We start from the raw sequence: 18735 nt of genomic DNA, 5'->3' as shown, positions 1-18735 counted from the left end.
GGAACGCGCGCGCTGCGCGCCGGGGCGCCGGCTCATCCCGGGCTGCCTCCGGCGGCCGATGGCGCTGACCTGCGCTCGTCGAGGGCGTCGGCCGGGACCGCGTCCCTGACGACGCCGCCGAGCAGCGCGTCGACGTCGAGGATCATCGCCACGCTGCCGTCGCCGAGGATGGTCGAGCCGGAGATGCCCGGAACGCGGCGAAAGAGCTGGCCGAGCGGCTTGACCACCGTGCGCCCCTCGCCGTCGAGGGAGTCGACCACGAGGCCAGCCTCGAAGCCGTCGAGCGCGACGATGACGACGCGCTCGTCGGGCGGGGGAGATCCGCCGAGCCCGAAGAGCGCCCGGAGGCGGACGCACGGCAGCGCGCGCCCACGCCGGACCATGAGCCCCTGGACGCCGCCGTGCGCGAGCGAGCCGCGGGGCAGATCGCAGCAGGCGAGCACCGCGCGGAGCGGGATCACGTACCGCTCGTCGCCGATCCCGACCGAGAGCCCTTCGATGGTGGCCAGGGTGAGCGGGAGCTGGATCAGCAGCGACGTGCCGTGCCCTTCGCGGCTCTCGATCCGGATCGTGCCCTGGATCGACTCCACGCGGCGCCGCACGACGTCCATGCCCATGCCGCGCCCCGCGAGGTGGGACGACTCCGTCGCCGTGGAGAACCCGGGCTCGAACACGAGGCCGAAGAGCTCATGATCGGGGAGCGCGTCGGGCGCGGGGTGCCTCCCCATCGCCCGGACCCGGGCGGCGATGCGCTCGCGGCGCATGCCGGCGCCGTCGTCGGAGATCCGGAGCGCGATGCCGCCCCGCTCGTGCGCGGCGTGCAGGGTGATCGTGCCGCAGGGGTCCTTGCCCGCGGCGCGCCGCGCCTCGGGCGCCTCGATGCCGTGGCAGATGGCATTGCGCAGGAGGTGCGTGAGGGCGTCCCGGAACCGCTCGACCACGGCCGTGTCCACCTCGACGTCGCCGTGCACGACGACGAGGCGCGCCAGCCTGCCGTGCGCGTGGGCGAGGTCGCGCACCGTGCGCTCGTAGTGCCGGAACCAGGGGCCGACCGGCACCATGCGCGCGGCGCGCACCGCCTCCTCCAGCTCCCTGCAGAGCCGATCTTGCTCCTCCATCTCGTCGCGCAGCGCAGCGCCGGCCTCCCCGCGCACCGCGCGGAGCGTCCGCACGATCCTGTTCCGGCCGAGGGTGAGCTCTCCGATGAGATCCGCCATCCGATCCAGCTTCTCGACGGCGACACGGATGCTCTTGATGCTGGTCGCTCCCTCCGCGTCGTCCTCGGTCGCGCGGCGCGCGCTCGTCGCCCACGCGCCCTGCGGCTCTGCTGGCCCTCCGCGCCGCGCCTCCTGGAGGCGCGCGATGACCTCCTGGTGAGAGGTGCTGCGCTCGACCTGCCCCCGCTCGACCTCGGCGACGAGCCGGCGGGCGGCGTCCACCGTCTCGAGCAGCAGCGAGACCACAGGCGTCGTGAGAGGGAGATCTCCGCGGCAGAGCGCCTCGATGACGTCCTCCGCGGCGTGCCCGAGATCGCTGAGGCCGCCGAGGCCCACCGAGCCGGCGCTCCCCTTGAGCGTATGGGTGGCGCGGAAGACGCGCTGGAGCACGTCGTAGACGTCGCGTCCGGTCTCGAGCTGCAGCAGCGCGCGCTCGATCTCGTCGAGGATCTCGTGCGCCTCTGCCACGAACGTGTGGAGCAGCTCGTCGCGCTCGCTATCCATGCGGCTCACAGGGGCCATGCGGCTCACAGAGGCTGGATGGAGATGGCGCCGTCGTGGGTCCGGAAGACGATCTTGCGCCCTCGGTTGCCGCCGGTGTCCAGCTGGGCGATGCGTATCCCCTCCGCGCGTAGGAACGCGAGCCCGGCATCGACGTTCTGGGCGCCGAGGTGGGTGCCGCGCTCCCGGAACGCGGAGATGAGGCAGGCGCCCCCGACGACGCGCGCTTGCAGCGCGCGGCTGGTGGCCCCGAGCTCCATGAGCTGCTCGAGCAGATGCTGGCATGCGATATCGGCGAAGCGGACCGAGGCCACCGCCGGACTCGGACATTCCGGAAGCACGTAATGGTTCATCCCGCCGACGCCGGTGGTGGCGTCCCAGAGGCAGATCGCCACACATGATCCAACGATGGTGGTCACCGAGGTCGGCTCGGACGAGGCGAACAGCTGGCCCGGCATGACGTGGAGCGACCTGGTCGGCAGCGAGCGCCAGCTGGGCGGTCCGACAGATAAGGACCGTGGCGTGGGGTCGGACGGCCTGGCCCTGTCCTCTCCACCACCATCGTCGTGCGCAGGCCCGGCTCGATCGCCGCTGAGAGGCGCGCGATGTCCGTCCTCGGATGCCCTGGCCGCTGTGTCAGTCGCCAAGGCAGTTCCTTACCTTTTCCAGCAGCTCCATGGTGTCGATGGGCTTCGTGACGAAATCGGAGCAGCCGCACAGGAACCCCTGTTCCATGTGCGCGACGTCGCTCCGACTGGTGACGAGCAGGATCGGCGTGCTGCGCGTCGCCTCATCCTCTCGCAGCCGCCGGCAGGCGTCGAATCCGTTCATGTGCGGCATGACGACGTCGAGGAGAATGAGATCGGGTCGCTGCTCCATGGCCACGGCGACCCCCTGACCGCCGTCGTTCGCCGTGATGATGTCGTAGTGCTCGCGCAGCGCCATCTGCTCGATGCGCAGGATGGTTTGAGAATCGTCGACCAGCAGAATCTTCTTCCGCGACACCGTTTCACCCCCTCCACCCGACGCAGCGAACACGGCCGCGACCGTACCCTCACCCGTGGCAGGCTAGACGCCCTCCTCGTCCACCTACGTACAGGGCGTTTCCTCCTGGGCCAAATCACCTTACCACGGGAGTGCGCGAAACCTCACGTAGAAATTTGCGGCACGTACACACTTCCTCTCCCTCGGCACCGCTCCCTGTCGGACACGGCCGTTTGCCGGCGCACCCGGAGCGTCGGTGAGGTCGAGAGGGCACGACTCCGGCGGCTCGCAGGCGGGCAGGCGCTGACGCTGGGATGGTCGCGCCTCCTGCGGCGATGGCTCGATGCGCCCCGGGGAGTGCGGTCACTCCGCAGATCGTCCTCCCCTGTAGACAATGTTCCCAAGGGTGGTGCCCCGAACGCACGCACCGATCGAGGGGGCTGCTTCACGCTGCCGGGGAGATGCGACCTCGAGGCTGACCAGCGCCGGACGCCGTCCGCTTTCGGCCGCGCCGCGCGGGTTGCGCGGCTCGTCCGGCAGAACCTGCAGCGGATCGCCGAGCGCTCGCGTACACTCCCGGCGCTCGGCATGGATCAGCCCGCCCACGGGGACAGCAGGGCGCAGCAGGCAGACGTCGCGGGCGCGCTCGCGGATCGGGCCTTCGGCGCGCTCGGCGTCCTGCTCCGCGGCTTCGAGGAGGCGGCCGAGCGCGACGGGTCCGACGCGCTCGCGGGCGCCCTCGCCCGCGGCCCGGAGCACCTCTACGGTGGGCTCCTCACCGCGCTCCTCCGGCTCGTGTTCCTGCTCCACGCCGAGGCGCGCGGGCTCCTGCCGGTCGATGACCCGCGCTACGCGGCGCACCTCGGCGTGCACTCGCTGTTCCGGGAGCTCGCCGCGGAGCACGCCGCGCGCCCGGCCGCGATGCGGCGGCGCTCCGGCGCGTGGGCGCGGCTCGTCGCGCTGTTCCGCGCCGTCTTTGACGGGCTCAGCCGCCCCGAGCTGACCCTGCCGGCGCGGCGCGGCCAGCTCTTCGACCCCGAGCGTTACCCGTTCCTGGAGCGGGCGGGGGCCGGCGCGCCGCCTTTGGACGACGCCGCGGTGCACGCGGTGCTCGAGCGGCTCCTCGTCCTGGACGGGCGGCCGCTGTCGTACCGGGCGCTCGACGTCGAGCAGCTCGGCGGCCTCTACGAGGCGCTCATGGGCTATCGGGTCGAGCGCGCCGCCGGGCCGACGGTGTGCCTCCGGCCCGAGCGGGTCTGGGTGGGCGCGGCCGACGCGCTCGCGCAGCCGAGGGCGCGGCGGGCGGCGTGGCTCGCCGAGCGGGCGGGGCTCTCGCGGCGCGAGGCGAAGCGGTTCGGCGAGGCGCTCGCCGCCGCCAGGACGGAGGCCGAGCTCCTCGCGGCGCTCGGGCCGCTGCGCGCCAGGGACACCGAGGTGCTCGCGGCGGGGCGGCTCTTCCTCCAGCCGGGCGCCGAGCGGCGGCGGACGAGCTCCCATTACACCCCGAGGAGCCTGTCCGCGCCCATCGTCGCCCGGACGCTCGAGCCCCTGCTCCGGCAGCTGGGCGAGGAGCCGCCGTCGGCGCGGCTCCTCGGGCTCGCGATCTGCGACCCGGCGATGGGGTCGGGCGCCTTTCTCCTGGAGGCGTGCCGGTACCTGGCCGACCAGGTGGTGGCCGCCTGGGCCCGCGAGGCGGCGGCCGGCGACGCGGCCGCGGCGGAGCGGCTCGCCCGGGGGCGCGAGGACGCCGTGGGCGAGGCGCGGCGGCGCGTGGCGCGGCGCTGCCTGTACGGCGCCGACAAGAACCCCTTCGCCGTGGGCCTCGCGAGGCTGTCGCTCTGGCTCGTGACGCGCGCGCGGGACGAGCCGTTCACGTTCGTCGATCACGCCCTCCGGCACGGCGACTCGCTGGTCGGGCTCGATCTCGACCAGCTGCGCGGCTTCCACTGGAAGCCCGCCGCGCCGGCGCCGCCGCTCTGCGACGCGATCGACGCCGCGCTGGCGCGGGCGCTCGCGCTGCGGCGAGCGCTCGCCGCGGCGCCGGCGGGCGGGGACGGCGGCGCCGCGGGCGGGCGGGAGCGGCTCGCGCGGGAGGCGGACGAGGCGATCGGCCGGGCGCGGCTCCTCGGCGACCTCGTGGTGGGGGCGTTCTTCGCGCACGAGAAGGACCGGGACCGCCTGAGGGAGCGCGACCGGCGGGCGCGGCTCGCGATCGCGTGGCTGCGCGGCGGGGGGCCGCCCCCGGAGGAGCTCCTCGCCATGCAGCGGGCGCTCCGGGAGGGCGCGCCGGGCGGGACGCCGCCGCTGCCGGCGTTCCACTGGCCGCTGGAGTTCCCGGAGGTGTTCCAGGAGGCGCGCCCGGGCGGGCCGCCGGGCGGCGATCGCGCGCCGGGGCCGGCCCGGCTCGACGCGTTCGTGGGGAACCCGCCGTTCCTCGGGGGAAAGCGGATCTCGACGGATCACGGGGACGTCTACGCCGCGTGGCTCGAGCAGCTGCACGGCGCCACGAAGAACACCGATCTCGCCGCCCACTTCTTCCGCCGCGCGGCCGCGCTGCTCGGGGGCCGCGGCACGGTGGGGCTCATCGCCACGAACACGATCGCCCAGGGCGACACCCGGCGATCCGGCCTGAAGCCGCTCGTCGAGGCGGGGCGGGCGGTCATCTACCACGCGGTGCGCAGCGTCCCGTGGCCCGGGGACGCGGCCGTCCACGTCGCCGTCGTCCACCTCGCCGTGGGCATGTCGCCGGCCGACGGGGTGCCGCCGCCCCGGCTCGACGGCGTCCCTGTCCGCCACATCAACTCCCACCTTCGCGCGATGCCCGAGCGGCCCGATCCGAGGCCGCTCCAGGCCAGCCGGGATCTCTGCTTCATCGGCTGCTTCCTCCGCGGCGACGGCTTCGTCCTCACCGACGGCGAGGCGCGGTCGCTCTCCGCGGGCGACCCGGCGGCCGGCGAGGTGCTCCGCCCCTTCCTCGGCGGCGAGGAGGTCAACTCGTCGCCTTCGCACAGCCCGCACCGCCACGTCATCGACTTCGGCGAGCGCGGGCTCGAGGACGCGGCGCGGTGGCCGGCGCTCCTGTCGATCGTGCGGAGTCGGGTCAAGCCGGCGCGGGATCGCCTGAAGCTCACCGGGATCGACGCGGGCCACCGGGCGCGATGGTGGCAGTTCGCCAACCCGCGGCCGGAGCTCCGGCGCAGGGTCGCGCCGCTCGCGCGGTGCCTCGTCGCGGCGCGGGTGACGAAGCACCTGTGCTTCGCGTTCCAGCCAGCGGGGCGGACGTTCTCGGACCAGCTGTGCGTGTTCCCCATCGACGACCACGCGCGCTTCGCGGTCCTCCAGTCGCGAGCGCACGAGTCGTGGGCGCGCCTGCTCTCCTCGACGATGGGAGAGGGCCTGCGGTACGCGCCGTCGGACTGCGTGGAGACGTTCCCCTTCCCTCGCCCGGAGCACCTCGCGGCGGGCGGGCCCCTCGAGGCCGCCGGCGAGCGCCTTTACGCGGCGCGCGCCCGGCTGATGGTCGAGCTGGGAGAGGGCCTGACGGCGATGTACAACCTCCTCAAGGACCCTGCCTGCGCGCGGCCGGGCGTCGTCGAGCTCCGCCGGCTCCACGAGGAGATGGACCGCGCCGTGCTCGCCGCGTACGGATTCGACGACATCGAGGTCCCGCCGTACGCCGCGCCGGTCACGCCCGGCGAGCGGAGCGCGGCGGGCGCCTTCGAAGATCGGGTGATCGACCGGCTCTTCGCGCTGAACGAGGCGCGGGCCGACGAGGAGGAGCGGCGGCGCGGAGAGGCCGAGCGGCGCGGCCCGGGGCCCGGCAAGCGGCCGCGGGCGGCGGGGCAGAAGGCCCCCGATGGCGGGTAGTTACACGCGGCCGTCGATCGTCACGATCGAGCCGTCCGGCCGATGGGTGAGCTCCGCGACCTTCAGGTTGCGCAGGTTCGTCTTGCCGCCGGAGAGCTCGCAGTCGTGATAGAAGAGCCACCACTTGCCGCCGAAATTCACGATGGAGTGGTGCGTCGTCCACCCCAGCACGGGGGTGAGCACGACGCCCTGGTAGGTGAAGGGGCCGTACGGGTTGTCGCCCGTGGCGTACACGAGGAGGTGCGTGTCGCCGGTGGAGTACGACAGATAGTATTTGCCGGCGTGCTTGTGCACCCACGGCGCCTCGAAGAAGCGGCGCGCGTGGTCCGTTTGCAGGAGGGGCTCGCCCTTCTTGTCCAGGATGCGGATCTCGCGCGGCGTCTCGCCGTACTGGAGCATGTCGTCGCCGAGGCGCGCCACGCGCGGGCCGATGGCGGGCTTCGCCTCCGTGGGCTCGGGCGGCACGGTCGGGTCGTACTTCCCGCTCTGCCAGCGTTGCAGCTGCCCGCCCCAGATGCCGCCGAAGTACATGTAGTGCGCGCCGTCGTCGTCCTGGAACGTGGAGCAGTCGATGCTGTAGCTGCCCCTCATGGGCTCAGGCTCCGGCTTGAACGGCCCCCCCGGCCGCTCGCTGGTGGCCACCCCGATGCGGAAGACGCCGCTCCGGTCCTTGACCGGGAAGTACAGATAGTAAGTGCCGTCCTTGTACGCCGCGTCGCCGGACCACAGCTGTCCCCCCGCCCAGGGAATGTCCTTGATGTCGAGCGCCACCCCGTGGTCCGTCACCTCGCCGGGGATGCTCGCCATGGAGAGGACGTGGTAGTCCCGCATATCGAAGTGATCCCCGTTGTCGTTCTCGGGGATGCCGCTCTCGACGTCGTGCGACGGGTAGATGTACACGCGGCCCTCGAAGACGTGGGCGCGCGGGTCCGCGGTGTAGATGTGGGAGACTAGAGGCTTCGCTCGCGACATGCTGCTCCGTGGGGGTGTCAGCTCGGCCCGCAACCGCGCGTCGTCCTCCGAGGACGAGATCAGCGGCGCGGCGTCGAGCGACATCGCTCGGCCTCTACCATCGCGTCAAAAATTCCGCCAGGGATCATCGACCCGGCGCCCGCCCGCGCCCGGCGCCGCCAGGCCTCGCGACAGGTAGGCCCGGACCTCCTCGGCGAGGCGCGCGGGCGGCGCGATACCGTCGACGCGCGTCCAGCGCCCCTCGGCCGCGCGGCCGATGAGCGTGACCGGGGTGTGCTGCTCCGCGATAGGCGCGCGCCCGCCCAGCGCGTCGAGCGCCCGGCCCACGCGCGCGCGGTCGCCGGTCAGGCCCCCCCACCCCGGCCGCCGGCGGGGCCTGTCCGCATCGACGTTCCGCCGCTCCGGCGTGTCCGTGGCAGCTCCACCGAGCTGGAGACGAGCCGCACGTCGCGCTCCGGCGCGTCGCCGAGCTCGGCCTGGAGGCGGCCGAAGATGGCCGTCATCGGCGGAGCAGAGCGCGGCGCAGGTGGTGCGATCCGCGGCGGACGCCGACAGGGCCGCGTGGGACACAACGTACAATGACGAGCTCTGGCGATCGATCGTCGGGGCTCGTCTGCGCTGGCCCCCGCGCGCGCCGCGGAGGAGCGGCGACACGAGCGGGCTCCGCCGCTGCACCCCTGACGAGCCGCCTCTCGCGTTGCCCGGCGCCGGGATAGGCGGGAAAGACGGCGCGTCAGGCAGGACGCTCCTTGCGCGCTCGAGGACGCCTTTAGCTCGAAAACGCCTTTAACAGACGTGAAGACCCGCGCACGAGAGGCGGCGCAGCATCGCCCTGGGCGCAACGATATCAATGATCAGAAAACCAGCAAAGCAGACAACAACCAAATATTTCGCACTGTAAACAAATCCACACAAAACATAAACTCATGGCGCGGGCCGAAGCCACATGTCAGGAATTCGGCCAATCGGGGGATCGCGCGCCGCGCGCGCTTTGGTCGGAAGCGGGGAGACAATTCGCGCTTTACCAGAGCGGCGAGGGGTCCACCCCCGGGAAAGAGGTGCCGCGAACATGAGCTCTCTTCTCGAACAAAGATTGTTGTCCATGACGACGCCGCCTGCGATCTCTCGCTATCTTTCCGGGGCAGATCAGGCGGACAGCCTCTCAGCTGACACCCTGGCGCGATACCACGCCGAGTCGCTCAGGACGATCGTCCAGCGAGCCTACCGCAAGTCATCGTTCTACCGGACCAAGATGGGCGAGGCGGGGATCGCGCCCGGCGACATCCAGAAGGCGTCTGACCTGGCCAAGCTCCCGTTCCTGACGAAGGACGAGCTCCGAGGGCACCCCTTCCGCCTCTTGACGTGCGACCGGAGGGACATCGCGCTCATCCAGGTCTCCACCGGGACGACCGGCGGCGAAGAGATCTACATGGCATACACGTGGAACGACTACCTGCTTTACGATCTGGCGCCCCGGTACTCCAGGCTGTTTCCCGTCGGCCCCGGCGACATCTGCCTGAACGCGCTCCCGTACGAGATGAGCACCGCGGGGCTCGCCTTTCACAAGACGTTCATGGATGGCTACCAGGCCACCGTCGTCCCGGCCGGCAAGGGCGGGGCCTATTCGACGCCGCAGAAGACGGTCAAGACGATGAAGGACCTCAGCCCGAGCATCGTCGTCACGAGCCCCTCCTGGGCCATCGCGCTGGCCGAGGAGGCCCAGAGGAGCTCGTTCGATCTGACCAGCCTGCGCCTGAAGAAGATGTGGCTCACGGGAGAGGGGTGCTCCCCCGCCCTCCGCCAGCGCATCCAGAAGATCTGGGGCACCACCGCCAATTTCTTCTACGGGTCGCTCGAGTGTGGTGCGCTCGGGATCGAGTGCGATCACCACGACGGCTATCACGTGCCAGCGGCGCACGTCATCATGGAGATCGTCGACCCCAAGACGGGCCGCGTCCTCGATCCGGGCGAGACGGGCGAGATCGTCGTAACAGCGCTGCTCCGCTACGACAGCCCGATCCTCCGCTTCCGGACCGGAGACCTCGGCTGCCTGAACCCGGCCCCGTGCCCGTGCGGGGTCGCGATGCCCCGGTTCCACATGAAGGGCCGCGCCTTCGATCAGATGCGGTTCCGTGGCAAGGAGATCTCGCCCATCCACCTGGAAGAGCACTTGATGCGGATGCCGGAGGTCGGGAACTGGTTCCAGTTCGTCGTGCCGGCTTCGGACCAGGGGCGCATCAAGATCCGCTGCGAGCTCGCGAGCGGCGTGGAGCCCGGCGCGCCGCTGGCCGAGGCGCTCGCCACCAGGATGCAAGCCGCGACCTCCCTGCCCATCGAGTTCGAGTTCGTGGATGAGCTCCCGCGCACCGGCGTCAAGGCGGTGCGGGTCGTCCGGGAGTGACAGACAACCAGGTTAGAGATGGAGGCTATCCGATGATCATCGATGCGCACGCGCACGTCTCTCCGACCAGCTACGGCTCCGCCGAGAACTACCTGGAGCAGCTCGCGCAGGGCGGCATCCAGAGGGGCATCGTCTGCCCCGGCGGGATGCTGGATGTTCGGCAGTTCAACGCGTATATCACCGGCAAGAACAAGCCGGACGCGGTCCCGAAGAACGACTACGTCGCCGAGTCCGTGAAGGCGAACCCCGCGCTGCGCGGGCTCGCCTGCGTCGACCCGTGCGATCCGAAGGCCGTGGATGTCGCGGAGCGGTATCTCGACAAGGGGCTCCGCGGGCTGATGGTCACGCCGCTGGTGCACAGGTTCTCGTTCTGCGATGACGTCATGAGCCCTCTGGCCCGCCTCTGCGGCGAGCGTGAGGTGCCCATCTATTCGCATGTAGCGTTCAGGCCGGGGGCGAACACGTCCGACTACGTGGAGCTCGCGCGGCGCTTCCCGAGGACGAACTTCATCCTGGAGCACATGGGGGCCGGTCACGTCGACAACGACGCATCGACCGCCGCCGCCAAGCTGGACAACCTGTTCCTGGAGACCTCTCTCAGCAGCTATCTGCAGATCCTCCTGTCGGTGCAGCAGGCCGGGGCGAGCAAGGTGATCTTCGGCTCCGAATACCCGCTGTCCCACCCGGCCGCAGAGGTCCAGAAGGTGCTCCTCTTGCCGATCCCCTCTGGCGAGCGCGAGAAGATCCTGGGCGGCAACATCCGCGAGCTGCTCCATCTGGCGAGCGCCTGAGCGAGGGAGAGGACCATGGTACTTCCGGATCGACTGGCGGCCGTCAATCAGGTGCTGGCGCACGCGCGGAGCTCCGACTTCCATCGGCAGCGCCTCCCCAGCGCCCCGCTCCGGACGTGGGAGGAGTGGGGGAGGATCCCGCTGATGACGAAGGGCGATATGCTCCAGCGGTCGCCGCACGGCGTGGCGTGCGTCCCGAACCGCGAGCTGCTCCAGTACCACGAGTCCTCCGCGACGACTGGCGCTCCAGTGTCGGTGTGGTACAGCAGCCGGGACCTCGCGGAGATCCGGGAGCGGTTCGCCCGGTGGGGGGTCGGGTTCACGGACGAGGATCGGGTGCTCATCCGGTTCCCTTATGCGCTCTCCACCATCGGGCCCTTCGTCCAGATGGCGGTCCAGCAAAAGGGCGCGTGCGCGATCGCCGCCGACAGCCGCACCACGATCACCCCGCTCCCGCGCGTGGTGGATCTGATGCGGAGGCTCGACGTCACCGTCCTCGCCACGATCTCGCTCTCGGCGGTGATGATCGCCGAGGCGGCCGAGATGACGGGCCTCGATCCGCGCCGAGATTTCCCCCGGCTACGCGCCGTCTGCTGCGCCGGAGAGCCCCTCAGCCCGCACCGGCGGAGGCTCGTCGAGGAGATCTGGGGAGTCCCCGTGTACGACAACTTCGGGATGACCGAGACGGGGCCCCAGGCGATGGATTGCGCGGAGCGCAGGCTGCACCCGTGGCAGGACTGCTTTCTCATGGAGGTCCTCGACGACCGGCTGGAGAGGAGCGTGGCGCCGGGGGAGATAGGGCAGCTCGTCGTCACGTCGCTCACGCGGCGGGCCACTCCGATGGTCCGGTACGTGACGGGGGACAGGGTGAGGTGCGTCGGGGAGCCCTGCGCGTGCGGTGAGAGCACGACGCTCGAGATCCGCGGCCGTGCGGACGACACCCTGTGGGTCGGCGGCAAGCCGTTCGATCTCTGGGAGCTCGACGCCATCGTCTCCAGGCTGCCCAGCCGCCGGTTCTGGAGGGCCTCGCCGCGAGGTGACGGGCTCCACTTCATCGTGGAGCGCGAGCGGGAGGAGGACCGCATCGAGCCGGGCCTCCTCGATGAGCTATCGCGGGCGCACGGCGCCCGCGTGGGGGTGGAGCTGGTCTCCAAGGGGACGCTCTATGACAGGAGCGAACCGGTCTCGTTCGGGATGATGGGCAAACCGGTCTATGTGAGCAAATCCGTCGCGCGCACGTGAGCGCGATACGTACCAGAAGCGAAGGGGAGGATCGATCATGAGCATGGCACCTACGAGCAACGGCAGCGGCGTCACCGCCAACGGCAACAACAAGAGCATCGCTGTCACCATGGAGAAGCGCGAGCGCATCCGGCTCGAGCGCGTCGAGGGAGATCGCAACCGGATGGCGGAGTCCGACGCCCTCGTCGTCTGGTTCGACTCGGCGAAGATCGCGACGCCGAGCGACTGCGACGGCATGATCGAGCGGGTCGTCAACCTCGCCTATACCGGCGTCGTCCTCTACCCGGAGAACCTGCATGCGCTCTCGCCTGCCGTCCCGTCGCGCATGCTCAAGGTCCTTCACGCCGAGCGCGCCGAGGATCTGGCGCGCCTCGCGCCGCTGCCGGGCGGCGGTAAGGACGTGGTGATCGCCAGCCCGGACGTGGAGCTCCTCGGGAAGGCCGCGGAGATGGGGCACAAGACCTGCTTCCGCGCCTACGTGGACGACGGTGAGAGCCTGCACAAGTCCATCGCGGAGGGGCAGCGCCACGCCTACCTGATGATCCGCTTCCGCGACCCCACCAACATCCCCCTCGAGCTCGTGATCGCCACGCTGCAGGCCACGAAGACGGTGCTCATCAAGGAGATCAACTCTCCCGCCGACGTCGACGACGCCATCGTCACGCTGGGAGTGATGGAGGTCGGAGCGGACGGGGTGATGTTCTCGCCGCGCTCCCACGAGGCGCTGAGCGAGTTCGTCTCGCGGCTCGGCCGGCTGGAGCGCGCGGCGGTGAAGCTCGAGGTCGCCACGATCGTGAAGTGCACCCCAATCGGCATGGGCGAGCGGAGCTGCATCGACACCACCACGCTCTTCTCGCCCACCGAGGGCATCATCGTGGGGTCGACCTCGCAGGGCGGGATCCTGTGCTGCCCCGAGGTCTTCTTCCTGCCTTACATGGAGCTCAGGCCCTTCCGGGTCAACGCGGGCGCCGTCCACAGCTACGTCTACAACTTCGGAAACCGCACGGACTACATGAGCGAGCTCAGGGCGGGCTCCCCCGTGATGATCGTCGACCGCACCGGCACCGCGCGCCGGGCGAGCGTCGGGCGCATGAAGACGGAGGTCCGGCCGCTGCGCCTCATCGAGGCGGAGTTCCAGACGGGCGAGCGCATCAACGTCATCATGCAGGACGACTGGCACGTGCGCATCTTCTCGGAGGACGCAAAGCCGCTCAACATCACCGAGCTCCGGCAAGGCGACAAGGTGCTCGGACACCCGGCCAAGCCCGGCCGCCACGTGGGCATCAAGGTCGACGAGCACATCATCGAAACGTGAGCGCTCCAGCGAGCGCGATGTCAATACCCGAGAGGCTTGCGCCATGAATGGATTTCCCAAGAAGATTCGTTGGTCTCGATTCCTGGATCGGCGGTGCGGCCGCGGCATCATCGTCCCCATCGATCACGGGCTCACGATCGGGCCGGTGGAAGGGCTGGACAGCATCGCGCAGGTGGCGCGCTGGATAGGGCACCCCGGGATCACGGGCATCATCGCCCACAAGGGCATGGTGGAGCGGCTCGCGAGCCACGGGCTGCTCCGGGGCGCGGGCGTCATGATCCACCTCAACGGCATGACGTCGCTCGCCCCGAATCCGAACACAAAGGAGCGGCTGACGTCCGTGGAGGCCGCGCTGAGGCTCGGCGCGGACGCGGTCTCGCTGCAGCTCAACTTCGACGGGACCAATGACGCCCACAACCTGAGCCAGCTGGGCGAAGTCGTGGACGAGGCCCAGCGCTGCGGGGTGCCCGTGCTCACCATGCTCTATGACAAGGTCCCGTCCGAGGGAGACCAGCAGCGGCTGACGCGGCTGCGCCACCTGATGCGCGCGTGCGTGGAGCTCGGGACGGACGCCCTCAAGCTCGAGGCGCCCACCCAGTTCTCGCACATGAGCCAGCTGCTCGCGGGCGTCGTGGAGCACACCGCCGTGTTCGTCGCGGGCGGGGCGGTGCGCTCGGAGGACGAGGTGCTCCAGCTGGCCCAGGAGGTGGTGGCCCGCGGCGCGACCGGGCTGTGCGTCGGGCGCAACATCTTCCAACGCGAGTCGGCGTCCGCCGTCCTGACCCAGCTGCAGAGGGTGGTCCTCGGCGGCGGCGAGGCGCCGCCGTCCGAGCCCCCCCGGTCGTCCGCGCGCGCCGGCGCCAACGGCTCCGGTGCTCACGGCAAGCAGCCGCACGCCGCAGGGGGGGCAGCGAAGTGAGACCTTCATCCGATCGGCTTCCGAGCAGCGGCGTCCAGCGCCCGCTGCTCGTCAAGAAGTTCGGAGGGACGTCGGTGGCGAGCATCGAGCGGATGCGCAACGTCGCGCGCATCTCGCTCGAGAGCCAGCGCGCGGGCAACGACGTGGTGGTGGTGGTCAGCGCCATGAGCGGGGAGACAGACCGCCTCTTGTCGCTGGCGCAAGGGGTCCTCCCGCTCCCGGACGGCCGGGAGCTCGACGTCCTCGTCTCGACGGGAGAGCAAGTGTCGGTCGCGTTGACCGCCCTCGCCATCCACGCCGAGGGGGGACAGGCCTGCTCGTTCCTGGGGCATCAGCTGCCCGTGCTCACGGACAGCGCCTTCACCAAGGCGCGGATCCAGGCGGTGAACGACGGCCCGATCCGGAGGGCGCTCAAGCGCGGGCAGATCGCGGTGGTGGCCGGGTTCCAGGGCGTCGACGGCTCGCAGAACATCACCACCCTGGGCCGCGGCGGCTCCGACACCACGGCGGTGGCGCTGGCGGCGGCGCTCGGCGCGCACGTCTGCGAGATCTATACCGACGTGGACGGCATCTACACGGCCGACCCCCGCATCTGCCCGGCCGGCCGGAAGCTGCAGTCCGTTCCTTATGAAGAGATGCTCGAGCTCGCGTCCCTCGGGGCGAAGGTCCTGCAGGTGCGCAGCGTGGAGATAGCCATGAAGTACCAGGTTCCAGTACATCTACGCAGCTCGTTCACGGACGAAGAAGGGACATGGGTGGTCGAGCGCGAGCGCGCGCTCGAGGGCAAGGCGCTGATGGGCCTGGCCTGCGCTGCGGATCAGGTGCGGGTCGAGCTCGTCGGCGTGGCGTGCCGCCCCGAGCTCATCGCGGAGGTGACAGGCATCCTGGCAGAGCTGAACGTCTGCGTGGACATGCTCTGCCACCCCACCGGCGTCCCCGAGGAGCCGCGCGTGGACGTCGCCTTCACGCTGCCCGCGGTGGAGCTGCGCCGCGCCCGGAGATTCCTGGAGCAGTTCGTCGCGAGCGCGGGGAAAGGCGAGCTGCGGGTGTCGGGCAGCCTGGCCAAGGTGTCGCTGGTGGGCATCGGCATCCGTTCGCATCCGGGGATCGCCGCCCACCTGTGCCGCAGCCTGGTCCAGCACGGCATCGCGGTGTCGGGCCTGACCGTGAACGAGCTGCGGATCAGCTGCCTCGTGGAGGAGCGCGCGGCGGAGCAGGCCATCAACGTCCTGCATGAGGCGTTCGGGCTCGCGCCGACGAAGGAGCTCCCCAGGGCGCTCGGCCCGGAGGCGGCCCAACCGCCCTCCACCGCGAGCAGGTCCCGCCTGGGCGCGGCGCGCGGGCTCAACGGCAAGCACGCCGGCACCGACACGTCGGACCAGTAAGCGAGACCGAGCCCGCGTCCCGCTCAGCTGATCTCCAGGGAGCGTCACGCCGATGCCCGGCGCATCGAGGAGCACGGTCACCGGGATGAATGCGACCTGGGCGCCGGGCTCTCGGCTCATCGGGCGCGCCCGCCGCGCGACGTCTCCAGCGTCGATTCGAGCTCGCGAAGCCTCACGCTCGGTGAAGGCCAACACGGTCTCCGGGGCACGCTCGAGGCCGCACTGCGCGGGCGCGCCCTCATCGCGGCGGGACTGGCGTCGTCCCCCGCGCACGCCCACGGCTCACGTCACGTCGCGAAGATCAGCGTCGCGGGCGTCTGCGTCGGCTCGATCACCACGTCCTTGAAGCCCGCCTGCTCCAGCCAGCTCCGGTAGTCGGCACGGCGCCACGCCCCGCCGGAAGCTGTGTAGAGGAGCATCTTGGCATGGAACATCAACGCGAGCGGGCTCCCCGTCCGATCGTCGTTGAGGATCAGGTCGCTGACGACGAGCGTGCCTCCCGGACGCAGCGCCGCGCGCAGCTTGCGGAACGTAGCCACGTTGCTCTCCGGAGAGTCATGGTGCGCGACGTGAGAGAAGATCGCGATATCGAACCTCGCCTCACCGAAGCTCGTCTCGTGGAGGTTGCCGTCGATCGTCTTGAAGCGGTCCGCGACGCCGAACCGCGCGACGAACGCCCGCGCCACGCGGTTCACGTTGGCCCAGTCCACCTGCGTCGCCGTGGCCTCGCGGTTCGCGCCGAGCAGCACGGCGGAATAGATGCCTGAGCCTCCGCCCACGTCCAGGATGGCGAGCGGCCCCCGGCGGGCGGCGTCGAGCCGCTCGACCACCCGCCGCGCGAGAGGAGCAGACGTCGGCGCGATCGCCGTGACGAGCTCCTCCCAGAACGGATGGTCCGGTGTCTCGACCCGCTCCGTTGTCGGAGGAATACCCGTCTTCACCGCCTCCGGCAGCTTCGACCACAGGCGCATGCCGTCCGCGATCGTCCTCCCGATCCCGACGAGCGACATCGGCTTTCCGTCGACGAGATGCTGGGACGCCGCGGCGGAGTTCGCGTATCGCCCGTCGTTCACCGTGAGCAGCCCGAGGCCAACCAGCCCGTCCAGGAGCGCCTGCGCGCCGCGCATGGAGAGGCCCGCCGCCTCGGCGATCGACTCCACGGTTTGCATGCCCCGGTCGATGTGCGTGAAGAGGCTGTGCGTCGTCCCGGCGGCAAGCAGCGCCGACGCCCAGTAACCGTTTGCCAACTGAAAGATTGCATTCTCAGGAGAAAGACGAGCACCATCGGTATCCATGGATAGCCCTCCCAGATCAAGCGCCGGTGAATCCAGCGACAATCGGCCGCTCTACATTGCCTGAGCAGCGGCGCCCACGGCTGCGCGAGCCGCGGGCGGCCTCCCACGCCCCGCGCGGCGCGGACGGGTGAAGCTCAGCAGGCCTCGATGAAGCTCGCGCGCGGAAACTCGCGCACGTACTTCAGGTACCTGGCCAGGTGCTTGTCGGCAGCGACCAGCACGCCCTGCCGGAAGCGCATCGTGGTGAGGACCCTGTCGTCCTCCTCCAGCAGCCTCGCGGTGTACGCGGCGATCGCGTCCAGCTTCCGCTCGAGGGCGGCGCGGTCCTCCTCGGACCGCGGGTGCGTGTTGCGCAGGCCGACCACCGAGAAGACCATGGTCTCGCCGGGCCGGAGCGGCGTCCCGCTGAACAGCGTGCCCGTCTCGTGGCCGCTGTCGTCGCGGTAGAGCGAGAACGTGTTCGTGCCCGTGACGAGGCCGTGCCGCTTCTTGTGCTGCTCGGTGATGGTGTATTCTATGCTGTACTCCTTCACGTCGATCCTGTCGGGCTCCGTGATCGCGATGCCGTGGAGCGCGCCGAGGTGCTGAAAGTCGAGCCCGTTGGACACCGGCAGCCACGGCTCGTAGGACACGATGCCGTTCATCTGGGTCCGATAGACCATATCGGCCTCCTTCATCCTGGGGATGTACGGCAGCTCGAAGAGCGGCTTCTCGCCGGTGAACGCCCAGACGAGCCCCCACGCCTCGGCGCTGGGGTACGTGAAGATCCTGGCCCCGGGCGGGATCTTCCCCTCCGTGGGGATCCAGACGCATGTCCCCGTCGCGTCGAAGCTCCAGTGGTGGAACGCGCACCGGACCTGCCCGTCGCAGAGATCACCGACGGACAGATCGGCGCCCAGGTGCGGGCAGTAAGCGCTCTGGACGACGGGCTTACCCGAAGGGTCGCGGTAAAGGACGACGCGGCCCCCGAGGAAGTCCCGGCCGATCAGCGCCCCGACGCCCAGCTCGCTCGACATGGCCAGCGGATACCAGCCCTGATGATAGACGTGCTCCTCACCGCGGGCATGCCCGCGCCTGTTCAGATTCGCGCTGATGATGGTCATTCGTCCTCCCCCTGCAGGGACAGGCGCGCTCGTCACCGCCAGCGCGCGCCCGCGATCGCTGGCAGCCCGAGCGCGCGGCACCTGTCCTCGATTCCCCGGAAACAACCCGACCAGCGACGTCGACGTAATAACTGGTGAACGCCGCTCCCGCAAGACATTCATGACGGCTATCGGGCAAGCACGACGAGCTCGCAGAGAATGTCCCGCACGGGCAGATCGGCATATCGCTCGACTTACCGGCCTGGACGCGCAACAGGATGCAGGCTGGCGGGTGCGGCGCGCACGCCTGCGACGTGAAGGCGATCGCGCCGCAAAGAGAAAGGTCTTGCAGCCCCGCATTGCGTTGCTAAACCGGCATATCGACATGACATGAAACACCCGTGGAGCGCGCTCGCCTGAAGGCGCTCGGCTGATCTCCGCGCAGCACGGCGCCTTCCGGACGCCGCGCCTCGCGACCCGGCCATCATGCGCCGGTGCCGGGAGGGCGCCGTCGACGCAGCGTCGCTCCGCCGCTCTCGCGACGAGACAGACGCTCATCCTCCGATCCGACGGACAGGAGCGCGCCAGGTACGCCGCGCGGCGCCGGACGAGCGACGCTGCGCGGCGCTCGCGCGGCGCTCGCGCGGCTGTCCAGGCCGGAGACGCGATCCCGCGCCGGCGCGCGGCGCCGCCTCCGACTTGGCCCCGACAGCTCCTGGACGCGCGTCGCGCGTACATCACGCCGCGGACACAGGCAACTTCCC

Annotated in this window: 15 protein-coding genes; 7 read left to right on the top strand and 8 right to left on the bottom strand. The window is 70.6% G+C overall.

The window, feature by feature from the left end; genetic code table 11:
* Nucleotides 1-32 precede the first annotated feature (32 nt).
* From NQZ70_RS13165 to NQZ70_RS13155, 3 genes are all read right to left on the bottom strand, one after another.
* The gene (locus tag NQZ70_RS13165) at nucleotides 33-1721 is read right to left on the bottom strand and encodes a chemotaxis protein CheA (protein WP_129574528.1); all 1689 of its coding nucleotides are present in this window, start codon (nucleotides 1719-1721) and stop codon (nucleotides 33-35) included.
* Nucleotides 1722-1744: 23 nt separating this feature from the next.
* A complete protein-coding gene (locus tag NQZ70_RS13160) occupies nucleotides 1745-2176 on the bottom strand; it encodes a chemotaxis protein CheD (RefSeq protein WP_237245277.1) in 432 nt (143 codons plus the stop codon).
* 178 nt (nucleotides 2177-2354) lie between these two features.
* A complete protein-coding gene (locus NQZ70_RS13155) occupies nucleotides 2355-2723 on the bottom strand; it encodes a PleD family two-component system response regulator (RefSeq protein WP_129574527.1) in 369 nt (122 codons plus the stop codon).
* A gap of 567 nt (nucleotides 2724-3290) precedes the next feature.
* Between NQZ70_RS13155 and NQZ70_RS13150 the strand changes: the two genes are divergently transcribed.
* The gene (locus tag NQZ70_RS13150; protein ID WP_129574526.1) at nucleotides 3291-6569 is read left to right on the top strand and encodes a DNA methyltransferase; all 3279 of its coding nucleotides are present in this window, start codon (nucleotides 3291-3293) and stop codon (nucleotides 6567-6569) included.
* Here NQZ70_RS13150 and NQZ70_RS13145 read toward each other — a convergent pair whose 3' ends face one another.
* From NQZ70_RS13145 to NQZ70_RS13135, 3 genes are all read right to left on the bottom strand, one after another.
* Nucleotides 6570-7541, bottom strand: a complete 972-nt coding sequence (locus NQZ70_RS13145; RefSeq protein WP_129581321.1) for a glycoside hydrolase family 43 protein — start codon at nucleotides 7539-7541, stop codon at nucleotides 6570-6572.
* 105 nt (nucleotides 7542-7646) lie between these two features.
* Complete coding sequence (locus NQZ70_RS13140) at nucleotides 7647-7868, bottom strand: hypothetical protein (protein WP_237245276.1); 222 nt, start codon at nucleotides 7866-7868, stop codon at nucleotides 7647-7649.
* Nucleotides 7869-7885: 17 nt separating this feature from the next.
* Nucleotides 7886-8044 (bottom strand): hypothetical protein, encoded by a 159-nt coding sequence (locus NQZ70_RS13135; RefSeq protein WP_237245275.1) that lies wholly within the window; start codon nucleotides 8042-8044, stop codon nucleotides 7886-7888.
* A gap of 599 nt (nucleotides 8045-8643) precedes the next feature.
* Here NQZ70_RS13135 and NQZ70_RS13130 point away from each other — a divergent pair.
* The 6 genes from NQZ70_RS13130 to NQZ70_RS13105 are packed head-to-tail and all read left to right on the top strand — an operon-like array spanning nucleotide 8644 to nucleotide 15594.
* A complete protein-coding gene (locus tag NQZ70_RS13130) occupies nucleotides 8644-9942 on the top strand; it encodes a phenylacetate--CoA ligase family protein (RefSeq protein WP_237245274.1) in 1299 nt (432 codons plus the stop codon).
* A gap of 32 nt (nucleotides 9943-9974) precedes the next feature.
* Nucleotides 9975-10733, top strand: a complete 759-nt coding sequence (locus NQZ70_RS13125) for an amidohydrolase family protein (protein ID WP_129574524.1) — start codon at nucleotides 9975-9977, stop codon at nucleotides 10731-10733.
* 15 nt (nucleotides 10734-10748) lie between these two features.
* Nucleotides 10749-11975 carry a phenylacetate--CoA ligase family protein gene (locus tag NQZ70_RS13120; protein WP_129574523.1) on the top strand — a complete coding sequence of 409 codons (1227 nt, stop codon included), beginning with the start codon at nucleotides 10749-10751 and terminating at the stop codon, nucleotides 11973-11975.
* Nucleotides 11976-12012: 37 nt separating this feature from the next.
* Nucleotides 12013-13290 (top strand): 3-dehydroquinate synthase II, encoded by a 1278-nt coding sequence (locus NQZ70_RS13115; protein ID WP_237245273.1) that lies wholly within the window; start codon nucleotides 12013-12015, stop codon nucleotides 13288-13290.
* 43 nt (nucleotides 13291-13333) lie between these two features.
* Nucleotides 13334-14209: a class I fructose-bisphosphate aldolase gene (locus NQZ70_RS13110; protein ID WP_129574522.1), complete on the top strand. Its 876-nt coding sequence runs from the start codon at nucleotides 13334-13336 to the stop codon at nucleotides 14207-14209.
* On the top strand, nucleotides 14206-15594 hold the full coding sequence (locus NQZ70_RS13105) for an aspartate kinase (RefSeq protein WP_129574521.1): 1389 nt from the start codon (nucleotides 14206-14208) through the stop codon (nucleotides 15592-15594). The genes NQZ70_RS13110 and NQZ70_RS13105 overlap by 4 nt, the downstream gene beginning before the upstream one ends.
* A 287-nt stretch (nucleotides 15595-15881) precedes the next feature.
* Here the strand turns inward: NQZ70_RS13105 and NQZ70_RS13100 are convergent, their stop codons facing one another.
* Nucleotides 15882-16841 (bottom strand): class I SAM-dependent methyltransferase, encoded by a 960-nt coding sequence (locus NQZ70_RS13100; RefSeq protein WP_207217827.1) that lies wholly within the window; start codon nucleotides 16839-16841, stop codon nucleotides 15882-15884.
* Between the two features lie 182 nt (nucleotides 16842-17023).
* Nucleotides 17024-17992 carry a Rieske (2Fe-2S) protein gene (locus NQZ70_RS13095; protein ID WP_165373935.1) on the bottom strand — a complete coding sequence of 323 codons (969 nt, stop codon included), beginning with the start codon at nucleotides 17990-17992 and terminating at the stop codon, nucleotides 17024-17026.
* Between the last annotated feature and the right edge of the window lie 743 nt (nucleotides 17993-18735).

The organism is Sorangium sp. So ce836 (assembly GCF_028553905.1).
GTDB lineage: Bacteria > Myxococcota_A > Polyangia > Polyangiales > Polyangiaceae > Sorangium > Sorangium cellulosum_D.
The sequence above is the reverse complement of the archived record's forward strand: the minus strand, read 5'-3'. Positions and strand labels throughout refer to the sequence as shown.